The organism is Streptomyces humidus (assembly GCF_014649655.1).
GTDB lineage: Bacteria > Actinomycetota > Actinomycetes > Streptomycetales > Streptomycetaceae > Streptomyces > Streptomyces humidus.
This window is the reverse complement of sequence record NZ_BMTL01000010.1, coordinates 130,617-143,046: the sequence shown is the minus strand read 5'-3', so window position 1 is coordinate 143,046 and position 12,430 is coordinate 130,617. Positions and strand designations below refer to the sequence as shown.

Sequence of the window (12,430 nt, the reverse complement as noted above, 5' to 3'; positions counted from 1 at the left end):
TCCAAGGATAGGTGTCCTCGGGGACGCGCAGGTTGGCGGGCTCTTGCCGCGGGGCGGCACGCTGCCATACTTACGATGCCGTAGGTTACGGAACCGTAGGAATGACGTACGGGTTCCGGCGGTACGGCACTCTCCCTCCTTCCAAGACCCCCCAGGGGACGCGCATGACCACAGGCTCCAACGTGATCGAAGACCCTTCGAAGACGCCCGACGGCGCCACTACGCCCTCCGCCACCCTCGGTGGCGAGAAGAAGCGATCGATCGAGCAGATCATGTTGCTGCTCTTCATCGTCGTTCCGTTCCTGGCGGTGCTGGCGGCGGTGCCGCTGGCGTGGGGCTGGGGGGTGAGCTGGCTGGACATGGGGCTGATGGTCTTCATGTACTTCCTCGGCTGCCACGGCATCACGATCGGTTTCCACCGGTATTTCACGCACGGTTCGTTCAAGGCGAAGCGGCCGCTCCGGATCGCGTTGGCGGTCATGGGCTCCCTGGCGGTGGAGGGGCCGCTGGTGCGCTGGGTGGCCGATCACCGCAAGCATCACAAGTTCTCCGACGCGGAGGGCGACCCGCATTCGCCGTGGCGGTTCGGGGAGACCGTTCCGGCGCTGATGAAGGGTCTGTGGTGGGCCCACATCGCATGGATGTTCGACGAGGAGCAGACGTCGCAGGAGAAGTACGCGCCGGATCTGATCAAGGACCCGGCGATCCGTGCGATCTCGCGTCAGTTCGTCGTGTTCACGCTGGTGTCGCTGGCGATCCCGCCGCTGGTGGGCGGGCTGGTGACGATGTCCTGGTGGGGCGCGTTCACGGCGTTCTTCTGGGGTTCGCTGGTGCGGGTGGCCCTGCTGCACCACGTGACGTGGTCGATCAACTCGATCTGTCACGCGGTGGGCAAGCGTCCGTTCAAGTCGCGGGACCGTTCGGGCAACGTGTGGTGGCTGGCGGTCCTGTCGTGCGGGGAGTCCTGGCACAACCTGCACCACGCCGAGCCGACGTCGGCGCGGCACGGGGTGATGCGGGGCCAGGTGGACTCCTCGGCGCGCTTCATCCGGTGGTTCGAGATGCTCGGCTGGGCGTACGACGTGCGCTGGCCGTCACGCTCGCGTATCGATTCGCGCCGTAACAGCGGTGAGGGCGGCTCCCGGCAGGGGAGGGCGACCGCCGAGGCGGCATGATTGACGGCGTGGCGACCGATCCCAGCAACACCTCCAGTCCCAGCGGCGAAGTGAAGCCGCGGCGCGCGCGTCGTACCCGGATGACCGGGGCGGAGCGTCGCCAGCAGTTGCTGGAGATCGGTCGCACCCTGTTCGCCGAGAGGGGCTTCGAGGGCACGTCGGTGGAGGAGATCGCGGCGAAGGCCGGGGTGTCCAAGCCGGTGGTGTACGAGCACTTCGGCGGCAAGGAGGGGCTGTACGCGGTCGTGGTCGACCGGGAGATGCGCCGGCTGCTGGACATGGTCACGTCGTCGTTGACGGCGGGGCACCCCCGTGAGCTGCTCGAACAGGCGGCGTTCGCGCTCCTGGACTACATCGAGGAGTACACGGACGGCTTCCGCATCCTGGTCCGCGACTCCCCCATCCCGCAGTCGACGGGTTCCTTCGCCTCGCTGATCTCGGACATCGCCACGCAGGTGGAGGACATCCTGGGCCGCGAGTTCAAGAACCGCGGTTTCGATCCGAAGCTGGCCCCCCTCTACGCGCAGGCCCTGGTCGGCATGGTCGCGCTGACCGGCCAGTGGTGGCTGGACGTGCGCCGCCCGAAGAAGGCGGAGGTGGCCGCCCATCTGGTGAACCTGTCCTGGCACGGACTGGACGGCCTGGAGGCCAGGCCGCATCTGATCGGGCGGCGCAAGAGCTGAGCCGAAGCCGCCGGCACCGGCGCCGGGCGGTTTCGCCGCATGCGCGGGCCCCCCGTCCATGGAATGCCCATGGGCGGGGGCCCGTCCGCGTTCCGCGGATGCGACTCGGCCGGCGCGGCTCGGCGCGTCCCGGCGCTGCGCGTCGGTACCGAACGGCTCAGTGCTTGAAGACGTCCTTCGTCTTCTCCTTGGCCTGGCGCGCGTCGCCCTTGGCCTGGTCCGCGCGGCCTTCGGCCTCGAGCCTCTCGTTGCCCACGGCGCGGCCGACGGTCTCCTTGGCCTTGCCCTTGGCCTGCTCCATCTTCGCCTTGGACTTCTGCTCGCCTGCCACTGTTCATCACTCCCAGTCAGGTTTGCGTGCGCTCTCTGCACAGCGGGTGACCCGCCCGGCTCGCTTCAAACCTGCCCGCGATCCCCGCCCGGCGGGCTCGGCCCCTACGGGTCACCCGTCCGGGTCACCCGTCCGGGCCGCACGCCCTGAAGTCAGCCCGCCTTCGTGGCGACCGCGAACAGGCGGCGGAACGGCAGGACGGTGCCGTATCCGGTGCTCGGGTAGGCCTCGCGCAGCAGGTCGCGGTAGGCGGCGACGAAGGCGTCGCGGGCCTCGGGGTCGTCGGCGAGGGCGTCGAGGACGGGGCGCAGTCCGGTGCCCCTGACCCAGTCCAGGACGGGGTCCTCGCCGGGCAGGACATGCAGGTAGGTCGTGGTCCACACGTCGGTCGCGCAGCCGAGGCGGGCCAGCCGGTCGAGGTAGACGCCGGGTGCGTGGACGGAGTCCTCGCGCCGCAGGACGTGGCCGAGACGGCTCTTCCAGCGGGCGCTGCCGCCGAGCTCGCGCATCAGGGCGTGCAGGGGCGCGTCGGCGTTGTGCGGGACCTGGAAGGCGAGGGTTCCGCCCGGGGCGAGGCCGTCCAGCCAGCCGGCGAGGGCGTCGAGGTGGCCGGGGACCCACTGGAGGGCGGCGTTCGAGACGAGCAGGTCGTAGGTCTCGGCGGGCGTCCAGTCGGTGAGGTCGGCGTGGGCGAAGTCGAGGTTCGGGCCCGCGTGGGCGGCCGCCTCGGCGAGCATCCGGGGCGAGTTGTCGTAGCCGGTGATGCGGGCGGTGGGCCAGCGGTCGGCGAGGACGGCGGTGACGTTGCCGGGGCCGCAGCCGAGGTCGGCGATGCGGGGCGGTTCGCGGGGCAGGGCGGGGACGCGGGCGAGGAGGTCGGTGAAGGGGCGGGCGCGCTGGGCGGCGTGGCGCAGGTACTGGGCGGGGTCCCAGGAGGGGTTCGTCGTCATGTTCCGACTCTCCCCACAATCTGTCTCGACGTCAAGAGACTTCACAATGAGAAGCTTGTTATCAAGATGCTCGATATCAAGAGACTTCACATCGACACAACCACTACACTGATCGCCATGGAGGACGAGGTCGATCGGCTGGTCGCAGCGTGGCGCCGGGAGCGCCCGGACCTCGACGTGGAGCCGCTGGAAGTACTCAGCCGGGTGAGCAGACTGGCCCGGCACCTGGACCGGGCGCGCCGGCTGGCGTTCTCCGAGCACCAGCTGGAGCCGTGGGAGTTCGACGTCCTGACGGCGCTCCGGCGTGCGGGGGCGCCGTATCAGCTCTCCCCCGGGCAACTGCTGACGCAGACGCTGGTGACCTCGGGCACGATGACCAACCGCATCGACCGCCTCGCGAAGAAGGGCCTGGTGGAGCGTCTGCCGGACCCGAGCGACCGGCGGGGCGTGCTCGTCCGCCTCACGGACGACGGCAAGGACCGCGCCGACCAGGCGCTCGCCGGACTGCTCGACCAGGAGCGGGCGATCCTGGCCGAGCTCTCTCCGGCCCAGCGCGGCGAACTGGCCGGTCTGCTACGCCAGTTGACCGCCCCGTTCGACAACATCCCCGGCTAGGTCCACCGGCCCGACGCCCGCCCTGCGCGCGAGGGCGACCGCGGCGAGGGTGGAGTGCACGCCCAGCTTGCCGAGGACGTTCTGCATATGGGTGCGCACGGTGTGCGGGGACAGGAACAGGCGTTCGGCTACGGCCTTGCGTCCCAGTCCCGCCACCATGCACCGCAGCACCTCGCGTTCCCTCGGCGTGAGGGACTCCACCAGGCGTTCGCTCTCGGTGCGGTGCTTGCGGGCGGCCGTGAGCTCCCGCAGGACGCCGGTGAGCAGCGCCGGAGGCAGATGCGTCTCCTCGCGCAGCACGCCCCGGATGACGGTCAGCAGGCGTGAGAGCGAGCAGTCCTTCGCCACCCAGCCGGACGCCCCCGCCTGCAGCGCGAGTGCCGCGCGGCGCGGGTCGTCCTTCTCGGCGAGCACGACGGCGCGGAGGTGGGGCTGTGCGCTGCGCACGCCCGTGACCAGCGATATCCCGTCGACGAGCCCGTTCTCCCCCACCTCCTGCACGGGCATGGCGGGCCGTATGCCGGGCAGCGTGCCGCCCAGGTCGGCGTCGACGAGCAGCACGTCGTACCGGCGGCCCTCGGCGGCCGCGCGCTCCAGGCTGCGCAGCGCCGCCGGGCCGCTGCCGGCCGCGGACACGTCGACGTCCGGCTCGGCGGCCAGTGCCGCGGCGAGCGACTCGGCGAAGATGCGGTGGTCGTCGACGACCAGTACACGGATGCGAACCACGAAACCCCCTTCCCCAAGCTCCTTCACAGAGCAGGGGATACCCCAAAGGTCCGGAGACGGAGAACCCAGAGAACACAGAGAACACGGAAATCACGGTGAACACGGAGAACAACAGGACACACGGAGAACCCGGAGAACGACGACCGACGCGGGTACGACGCTCGCGGGGAGCGCCGTGACCGCACGGCCGCCGCCGTGCAGAGACTGCTACCCCCACCCGGGCGTCGTACCCGGCTGTCTCGCCCCCTGATCAGCATCGGCCCCCACCGATGTTGTTTCACAGGGTAGGGCTGTGGGCCGACAGCGGAAGGCAATGTGCAGAACTAATTACCCATCGCGTTTATGGTGTGCCGCATGTTTCGTCTTGAGACAGAAGTCGACAGGACTCGGCGCGATCTTCTCCGGTCCCGGCTTCTGGCCGCGAACACGGAGGCCTCCCCGGTGCTGCGCGCCCTGCGCGGCACCCCGGCGGAACGCGAGTCGCCGCTGCACGTGTGGGCCTGCGGTCCCGGGGGCGAACTGGCCGGCGGTCTGGTGGGCCACACCTGGACGGCCTGGCTGCACGTGGCCCACCTGTGGGTCGACGCCCGGCACCGCGGGGCGGGCCTGGGCTCCCGGCTTCTCGCCGAGGCGGAGCGCGTCGCCCGCGACGAACGGGGCTGCACCCGGGTCCGTCTGGAGACCTGGGACTTCCAGGCCCCGGGCTTCTACCGGCGGCACGGCTACGAGGTGGTGTGCGTGATCGAGGACTACCCGCCGGGCATCACGGAGTACACCCTGACCAAGCGCCTCACGCACGAACCGGGGTGAGGCGCTCTCCGCCTCACCCCGGTGGTGACGTCCGTCCGGTCCGGCCGGATCCGGTTCGGCCCGGCCCGGTTCAGCCGGGTCCGGTTCAGCCGGGTCCGGTTCAGCCGGGTCCGGTTCAGCCGGGTCCGGTTCAGCCGCCTTTCGGCAGCCGGGTTCAGCTCAGGCGCCGTGCCCCCGCCGAGGGCACCGCCTCGAACACCCGCGGCGCCTTGAGCCCCGCGGCCGCGAAGGCCGCCTCGACGGCCTTGGTGAGGGCCTCGACGTCGGTGGCCTCGGCCAGGACGATCGCCGAGCCGCCGAAGCCGCCGCCGGTCATCCGCGCCCCCAGCGCGCCGTGCGCGAGCGCGGTGTCGACGACGAGGTCCAGCTCGGGGCAGGAGACCCGGAAGTCGTCCCGGAGCGAGGCGTGTCCCGCCGTCAGGACCGGGCCGACGGCACGGGTGTCGCCGCCCGACTCCAGGAGGGCGACGACCTGCTCCACGCGCTGGTCCTCCGTGACCACGTGGCGGACCAGCCGGCGGACCTCCTCCTCGTCGCCGAGGCGGGCGAGGGCCGCGTCCAGGTCGGCGTAGGCGATGTCGCGCAGCGCGTCGACGCCGAGGAGGGCGGCGCCCTTCTCGCAGCCGGCCCGGCGCTTGCCGTACTCGCCGCCGCTGTGGGCGTGCGTGACCTGGGTGTCGACGACCAGCAGGCGCAGTCCCTCGGCGGCCAGGTCGAGGGGGATCTGCTTCTGGGAGAGGTCGCGGGTGTCGAGGAACAGCGCGTGGCCGGACTCGCAGCACGCGGACGCCGTCTGGTCCATGATGCCGGTGGGGGCGCCGACGTAGACGTTCTCGGCGCGCTGGCACAGCCGGGCGAGCTGCCAGCCCGGGAGTCCGAGCGCGAACAGGTCGTTCAGCGCCAGGGCCACGACGACCTCGAGGGCCGCCGAGGACGACAGGCCCGCGCCCGACGGGACCGTCGACGCCAGGTGGACGTCGGCGCCGGTCACCGGGTGGCCGGCCTCGCGCAGGGCCCAGACGACACCGGCCGGGTAGGCCGTCCAGCTGCCGTCGGACTCGGGCGCGAGCTCGTCCAGGCGCAGTTCGGCGACGCCCGCGTCGAGGTCGGCGGAGTGCAGCCGCAGCACGCCGTCCGTGCGCCGGGAGACCGCCGCGACGGCGGTGTGCGGCAGCGCGAAGGGCATCACGAAGCCGTCGTTGTAGTCGGTGTGCTCACCGATGAGGTTGACGCGGCCGGGCGCCGCCCACACGCCCTCGGGCTCGGCCCCGTACAGCCGGACGAACCCCTCGCGGACTTCCTGTGCCCCCACTACGACTCCCTTGCGCTGCTTGCGATGTGCTGCGCGAACTCCCACGCGTCCGCGACGATACCCGCGAGGTCCGCGCGGGACGGGTTCCAGCCCAGCTTCTCGCGGGCGGTGGCCGCCGAGGCGACCAGGACGGCCGGGTCTCCGGCGCGGCGCGGGGCCGCGACCTCGGGGATCGGGTGCCCGGTGACCTTGCGGACGGTCTCGACGACCTCGCGGACGGAGAAGCCGTTGCCGTTGCCGAGGTTGCAGACGAGGTGCTCGCCGGGCTCGGCGGCGGCGACGGCGAGCAGGTGCGCCTCGGCGAGGTCGGCTACGTGGATGTAGTCGCGCACGCAGGTGCCGTCGGGGGTCGGGTAGTCGTCGCCGTAGACCGAGATGGCCTCACGGCGGCCCTGGGCGACCTGGAGGACGAGCGGGATGAGGTGGGACTCGGGGTCGTGGCGCTCGCCCTGCGCGCCGTACGCGCCGGCCACGTTGAAGTAGCGCAGGGAGACGGCGCCGAGCCCGTGGGCCGCGGCCTCGCCGCTGATCATGTGGTCGACGGCGAGCTTGGAGGCGCCGTAGGGGTTGGTCGGCCTCGTGGGCGCGGTCTCGACGATCGGGACCTGCTCCGGCTCGCCGTAGGTGGCCGCGGTGGAGGAGAAGACCAGCTTGCGCACGCCGGCCTCGCGCATCGCGCCGAGCAGCGCCATGGTGCCGCCGACGTTGTTCTCCCAGTACTTCTCCGGCTTGACGACGGACTCGCCGACCTGGGAGAACGCGGCGAAGTGGAGGACGGCGTCGAAGGAGTCGTCGAGGTGCGCGGCCGCGTCGCGGATGTCGCCCTCGATGAACGTGGCGCCCGCGGGGACGCCTTCGCGGAAGCCGGTGGAGAGGTTGTCGAGGACGACGACCTCGTGGCCCGCCTCCAGCAGGTGCTGGGCGACCACGCCGCCGACGTAGCCCGCGCCGCCCGTGACCAGATACTTGCCGCTCGTGCCGGTGGTCCCGCTCATGAACTCGCTGCCTCTCGCAGTCGCTGGGCCGCGGACTCCGGCGGCACGTCGTTGATGAAGACGTTCATGCCGGATTCGGAGCCCGCGAGGAACTTCAGCTTGCCGGACGTGCGACGGATGGTGAAAAGCTCCAGATGCAGCGCGAAGTCGTCGCGGTTGACGCTCTCGAACTCCTCCAGCGCGCCGAACGGCGCCTGGTGCCAGGCGGCGATGTACGGCGTGGGCGGTTCACCTTCGCCGAAGATCCGGTCGAAGCGCCTCAAGAGTTCCAGGTAGACCTTGGGGAACTCTGTGCGCGCGTCCTCGTCGAGGGCGAGCAGGTCCGGCACCCGGCGCTTGGGATAGAGGTGCACCTCGTAGGGCCAGTGGGCGGCGTACGGCACGAACGCGACCCAGTGTTCACCCTCCAGGACGACCCTCTCGCCCGCGAGTTCACGCTCCAGGACGGCGTCGAAGAGGTTCTCCCCGCCGGTCGCCTCCTTGTGCGCGGCGACCGAACGCAGCATCAGGGCGGTGCGGGGGGTGGTGAACGGGTAGGCGTAGATCTGCCCGTGCGGGTGACCCAGTGTCACACCGATCTCGGCGCCGCGGTTCTCGAAGCAGAACACCTGTTCCACGGAGGGCAGATGCGACAGCTCGGACGTCCGGTCCGTCCACGCGTCGAGGACCAGCCGCGCCTGCTCCTCGGTGAGGTCGGCGAAGGACGCGTCGTGGTCGGAGGTGAAGCAGACCACCTCGCAGCGCCCGGAGTCGCCGGCCAGGGAGGGGAAACGATTCTCGAAGACGACGACGTCGTACGACGAGTCCGGGATCTCGCTGAGCCGGTCGCCCTGCGAGGGGCAGAGCGGGCACTCGTCGGCGGGCGGGTGGTAGGTGCGGCCCTGCCGGTGCGACGCGACGGCGATGGAGTCGCCGAGCAGCGGGTCGCGCCGTACCTCCGAAGTGGTGACCGTGGGGTCCAGCGGACGTCTGTCCACCGCGTCGCGCACCGCGTCGTCCCGCTGGTCGTAGTAGATCAGCTCACGACCGTCGGCCAAGCGGGTCGAGGTCTTCTTCACCGCGACTCTCCTCCGTACCTCTGGACCCGCGGACCCAGATCCGTACACCTAGCGAAGCTTCCAACAGAACCAAACACATAAAACCATAAACCCCCACGCGCGTCACCCTCACAACCAAACAAAGAACACCAAAAGAAGTGAGCAGGGCATGCGAACCCCCACACACCCGTCGCCACAGCTGGCCGCGGAGCTGCGCCTCCCCACGAACTGGCTCGACTACACGATCCTCGGCATCTACTTCGTCGTGGTCCTGGGCATCGGTTTCGCCGCCCGCAGATCGGTGAAGACCAGCCTCGACTTCTTCCTCTCCGGCCGCTCCCTGCCCGCCTGGATCACCGGTCTCGCGTTCATCTCGGCCAACCTGGCCGCCACCGAGATCCTGGGCATGGCCGCGAACAGCGCACAATACGGCGCGTACACCGTCCACTGGTACTGGATCGGCGCCATCCCGGCGATGGTGTTCCTGGGGCTGGTGATGATGCCGTTCTACTACGGCAGCAAGGTCCGCTCGGTGCCGGAGATGCTGCTGCTGCGCTTCGACAAGGCGGCCCACCTGCTCAGCTCGGCCCTGTTCGCCTTCGCCGCGATCCTGATCGCCGGGGTCAACCTGTACGCGCTCGCGATCGTCGTCGAGGCGCTGCTGGGCTGGCCGCAGTGGGTGGCGATCGTGGTCGCGGGGTTCTTCGTGCTGGCGTACATCACGCTCGGCGGTCTGTCCTCCGCGATCTACAACGAGGTCCTCCAGTTCTTCGTGATCCTGGCGGCCCTCATTCCGCTGTCCGTGCTGGGCCTGAAGAAGGTGGGCGGCTGGGGCGGCCTGACCGACAAGCTGAGCGCGAGCCACGGGGACAACTTCGTCACCGCGTGGGGCGGCACCGGCATCGGCAGCGCCAACCCGCTGGGCGCGAACTGGCTGACGATCGTGCTGGGCCTCGGCTTCGTCCTGTCCTTCGGCTACTGGACGACGAACTTCGCGGAGGTGCAGCGCGCCCTGTCCGCGAGGAACCTCTCGGCGGCCCAGCGCACCCCGCTCATCGCGGCCTACCCGAAGATCTTCATGGTGTTCCTGGTGATGATCCCGGGCCTGGTGGCGGCGGTGCTGGTGCCGAAGATCGGCACCAGCGGCTCGGACCTGCAGTACAACGACGCGATCCCGTACCTCATGCAGGAGCTGCTGCCGAACGGCGTGCTGGGGATCGCGGTGACGGGTCTGCTGGCGGCGTTCATGGCGGGCATGGCGGCGAACATCTCGTCGTTCAACACGGTGTTCACGACGGACATCTGGGCGAAGTACGTGGTGCTGGGCCGCGAGGACGCGTACTACGTCCGCTTCGGCCGCCTGATCACGGCGATCGGCGTGACCGCCTCGGTGGGCACGGCGTTCCTGGCGTCGTCCTTCTCCAACATCATGAGCTACCTCCAGACGCTGTTCTCCTTCTTCAACGTGCCGATGTTCGTCGTCTTCATCGTCGGCATGTTCTGGAAGCGGGCGTCGAAGAAGTCGGGCTTCTGGGGTCTGCTCGCGGGCACCACGGCCGCGATGGTCAACTACTTCGTCCTCTACAAGCAGGACGTCATCGGCATCCCCACCGACCAGGGCGCCAACTTCGTCTCCGCGATCGCGGGCTTCGTGGCGGGCGCGGTCGTGATGGTGATCGTGTCGCTGTTCACGGCCCCCAAGCCGGCCGAGGAACTCCAGGGACTGGTCTACGGCACCGTCTCCCCCGGCATGGCCGAGCCGCCGGCCGCGGGCGACGACGCCTGGTACCGGCGTCCGGCCCTGCTGGGCTGGGGCGCGGTGATCCTGGCCGCCGCCTGCTACATCCCGTTCTCGTTCTGAGCCCTCGCGAGATCCGCGGGAGGATGGAAACGCCATGTCCGAGCAATTCGAACCGTCCGAGAGCGCCGAGGCCGCCGCGGAGCGGCTGCGGCGAGCGGGCTACTCCGAGGCCGACGTCCAGCGCGAGGTCACCGAGCTGGAGCAGAAGTCCGCGACCGCGGCCCACATCTTCGACCTGCGCCGCATCATCGGCGGCCTGTTCGTCGTCTACGGCGTGATCGTCACGATCGCCGGGATCACGGACGGCGACGCGGAGATCGCCAAGGCCCAGGGGATCAACATCAACCTGTGGACCGGCCTGGGCATGCTGGCCCTGGGGCTCTTCTTCCTGGTCTGGCTGAAGCTGCGGCCGACGGCCCCCGTGACGCCCACGCTGCCACCGGAGGCCCTGAAGGGGGAACCGCCGCGGGGCGAGTGACGACGGGCACGGGCCCCTACTCCACGTTCTCCGGCGGTGCCGAAGGCAACGCCTGTGCGGAACTCGCCGCCTCCCCCGTCCCCTCGGCCCCGCACCTTCGGGAGAGCGAGGAGCCGGGGACCGCTCTCACCACCACACCCGCCGCCCTCGCCCACCTCCTGGCAGGGATACGCGCCGGTCTCGGCCGCTGATCAGCCCTCGGCGTCGCAGCCCGCGATCTCGCCGCTGCGGGCCGCCGCCCCCAGGGCGACCGTCAGGATCACCGCCCCGTCGACGAAGTGCGTCGACGGCGGGTAGCTCGCCAGGGTGTAACCGTCTCCCGTGAGCAGCACGACGGAGAGCGCCGCGAGCGGCAGGCCTGCGGTGAGGGCCGCCAGCAGGCCGCGCAGCACAGGGCGGGCCAGCAGCCGCCGCGGGGCGAGCGCCAGAGCGAGGCCGGTGGCCGTGCCCACGGCGACGCCGCCCGCCAGGCCGCCGAGCACCGCGAGTCCGGCGGCAGCCGTCAGCGCCAGCGCGGTTCCGTAGAGGCCGCCGGTCAGGAAGACGAACGCCGCCACCAGGCAGAGGACGCCGCCGATGCCGGCCGGCCATGCGCCGGTCAGCGCGCCGAGGCGTGCGCCGCGCCGGACGACCGTGTGTGCTCTCATGCGGGCTGCTCCGGTTCCGTCGCCGTGTCGTTGCGGGGGCCGTGCGGCAGCGGGCCCGCGCGGTCCAGAAGGCCCGTGCGGGCCGCCAGGGCCGCCGCCTCCAGACGGGAGCCCACGCCGAGTTTCATCAGGACCCGCTGGACGTGGGTGCGGGCCGTCGACGGGGCGATGTTCATGCCGGCGGCGATCAGCCGGGTGTCCTCGCCGTCCGCGACCCGGACCAGGACCTCGACCTCGCGCGGGGTGAGCATCTGCAGCAGACGCCGGCCCTCGTCGTCCGGCTGGGCCGTCGGGTTGAGCAGCTCGCTGAACGCGCCCTGCAGCAGTTGCGGAGCCACCGCCGCCTCGCCCGCCCTCGCCTTCATGATGGCCCGTTCGACGCCCTCGATGCGCTCGTCGTGGCGTACGTAGCCGGAGGCGCCGGCCGCGAAGGCCGCCGCGATGCCGCGCGGGTTCGGCACCGGTCCGAGGACCAGCACGGCCACCTGCGGCCGCTCCCGCTTGATGCGGACCACCGGGTCGAAGATGCCCGGCTCGGCCGGGACGGCCGTGCCCAGCAGACACACCTCCGGAGCGCGGGTGATCACCAGCTCCGCCGCGCCCGCGGCCGGGGCCGCCGCGGCGAGCACCCGGTGCCCGCGCAGTTTGAGAGCCGAGGCCAGCGCCTCGGCGAGCAGTCGGTGGTCGTCGACCACCATCAGCCGCACTCCCACGAGCAATCCCCCAGTCCCCCCATGGATGCCCACGCGGATCCACACGCACCAACGGGGGGCGCCCCCCGGCACCCCCGCTCTTCATGCCCGAGGAAGCTACACGCTTGTTCGACGTCGCGCTCCCCCAACCGGCGAGAAGTGCCCGGATCACGGAAAA

Annotated in this window: 15 protein-coding genes; 7 read left to right on the top strand and 8 right to left on the bottom strand. The window is 70.9% G+C overall.

What is annotated here, in order from left to right; translation table 11 throughout:
- Positions 1 to 164 precede the first annotated feature (164 nt).
- Positions 165 to 1,175 (top strand): acyl-CoA desaturase, encoded by a 1,011-nt coding sequence (locus tag IE239_RS14120; RefSeq protein WP_190149627.1) that lies wholly within the window; start codon positions 165 to 167, stop codon positions 1,173 to 1,175.
- Positions 1,172 to 1,858, top strand: coding sequence for a TetR/AcrR family transcriptional regulator (locus tag IE239_RS14115; protein ID WP_190149626.1), 687 nt, complete (start codon positions 1,172 to 1,174; stop codon positions 1,856 to 1,858). Before IE239_RS14120 ends, IE239_RS14115 begins: the two co-directional genes overlap by 4 nt.
- A gap of 157 nt (positions 1,859 to 2,015) precedes the next feature.
- Here IE239_RS14115 and IE239_RS14110 read toward each other — a convergent pair whose 3' ends face one another.
- Both IE239_RS14110 and IE239_RS14105 read right to left on the bottom strand, forming a co-directional pair.
- A complete protein-coding gene (locus IE239_RS14110; RefSeq protein WP_069768604.1) occupies positions 2,016 to 2,189 on the bottom strand; it encodes a CsbD family protein in 174 nt (57 codons plus the stop codon).
- A gap of 152 nt (positions 2,190 to 2,341) precedes the next feature.
- The gene (locus IE239_RS14105; RefSeq protein WP_190149625.1) at positions 2,342 to 3,139 is read right to left on the bottom strand and encodes a trans-aconitate 2-methyltransferase; all 798 of its coding nucleotides are present in this window, start codon (positions 3,137 to 3,139) and stop codon (positions 2,342 to 2,344) included.
- 117 nt (positions 3,140 to 3,256) lie between these two features.
- Here IE239_RS14105 and IE239_RS14100 point away from each other — a divergent pair, with 117 nt between their 5' ends.
- Positions 3,257 to 3,754: a MarR family winged helix-turn-helix transcriptional regulator gene (locus IE239_RS14100; protein ID WP_190149624.1), complete on the top strand. Its 498-nt coding sequence runs from the start codon at positions 3,257 to 3,259 to the stop codon at positions 3,752 to 3,754.
- Here the strand turns inward: IE239_RS14100 and IE239_RS14095 are convergent.
- Positions 3,713 to 4,480 carry a LuxR C-terminal-related transcriptional regulator gene (locus IE239_RS14095; RefSeq protein WP_190149623.1) on the bottom strand — a complete coding sequence of 256 codons (768 nt, stop codon included), beginning with the start codon at positions 4,478 to 4,480 and terminating at the stop codon, positions 3,713 to 3,715. The genes IE239_RS14100 and IE239_RS14095 overlap by 42 nt on opposite strands.
- A 342-nt stretch (positions 4,481 to 4,822) precedes the next feature.
- Between IE239_RS14095 and IE239_RS14090 the strand changes: the two genes are divergently transcribed.
- Entirely contained in the window at positions 4,823 to 5,290 is a 468-nt protein-coding gene (locus IE239_RS14090) for a GNAT family N-acetyltransferase (RefSeq protein ID WP_190149622.1), read from the top strand.
- 154 nt (positions 5,291 to 5,444) lie between these two features.
- Here the strand turns inward: IE239_RS14090 and galK are convergent, their stop codons facing one another.
- Genes galK through galT form a run of 3 tightly spaced genes read right to left on the bottom strand, consistent with a single transcriptional unit; the run spans position 5,445 to position 8,655 of the window.
- Entirely contained in the window at positions 5,445 to 6,602 is a 1,158-nt protein-coding gene (gene galK, locus IE239_RS14085) for a galactokinase (protein WP_190149621.1), read from the bottom strand.
- The gene (gene galE / locus IE239_RS14080) at positions 6,602 to 7,597 is read right to left on the bottom strand and encodes a UDP-glucose 4-epimerase GalE (RefSeq protein WP_190149620.1); all 996 of its coding nucleotides are present in this window, start codon (positions 7,595 to 7,597) and stop codon (positions 6,602 to 6,604) included. The genes galK and galE overlap by 1 nt, the downstream gene beginning before the upstream one ends.
- The gene (gene galT, locus IE239_RS14075) at positions 7,594 to 8,655 is read right to left on the bottom strand and encodes a galactose-1-phosphate uridylyltransferase (RefSeq protein WP_190149619.1); all 1,062 of its coding nucleotides are present in this window, start codon (positions 8,653 to 8,655) and stop codon (positions 7,594 to 7,596) included. Before galT ends, galE begins: the two co-directional genes overlap by 4 nt.
- Before the next feature lie 148 nt (positions 8,656 to 8,803).
- On the opposite strand from galT, the gene IE239_RS14070 reads away from it, so the two are divergent.
- From IE239_RS14070 to IE239_RS14060, 3 genes are read left to right on the top strand one after another with little or no spacing between them, the layout of a single operon-like run.
- Entirely contained in the window at positions 8,804 to 10,495 is a 1,692-nt protein-coding gene (locus IE239_RS14070) for a sodium:solute symporter family protein (RefSeq protein ID WP_190149618.1), read from the top strand.
- Between the two features lie 34 nt (positions 10,496 to 10,529).
- Positions 10,530 to 10,913 carry a hypothetical protein gene (locus tag IE239_RS14065; protein WP_229878087.1) on the top strand — a complete coding sequence of 128 codons (384 nt, stop codon included), beginning with the start codon at positions 10,530 to 10,532 and terminating at the stop codon, positions 10,911 to 10,913.
- The gene (locus IE239_RS14060) at positions 10,910 to 11,104 is read left to right on the top strand and encodes a DUF397 domain-containing protein (protein WP_190149617.1); all 195 of its coding nucleotides are present in this window, start codon (positions 10,910 to 10,912) and stop codon (positions 11,102 to 11,104) included. The genes IE239_RS14065 and IE239_RS14060 overlap by 4 nt, the downstream gene beginning before the upstream one ends.
- Here IE239_RS14060 and IE239_RS14055 read toward each other — a convergent pair whose 3' ends face one another.
- Positions 11,105 to 11,560 carry a hypothetical protein gene (locus IE239_RS14055; protein ID WP_190149616.1) on the bottom strand — a complete coding sequence of 152 codons (456 nt, stop codon included), beginning with the start codon at positions 11,558 to 11,560 and terminating at the stop codon, positions 11,105 to 11,107. It lies immediately after the preceding gene.
- A complete protein-coding gene (locus tag IE239_RS14050) occupies positions 11,557 to 12,273 on the bottom strand; it encodes a helix-turn-helix transcriptional regulator (RefSeq protein ID WP_229878086.1) in 717 nt (238 codons plus the stop codon). Before IE239_RS14050 ends, IE239_RS14055 begins: the two co-directional genes overlap by 4 nt.
- Between the last annotated feature and the right edge of the window lie 157 nt (positions 12,274 to 12,430).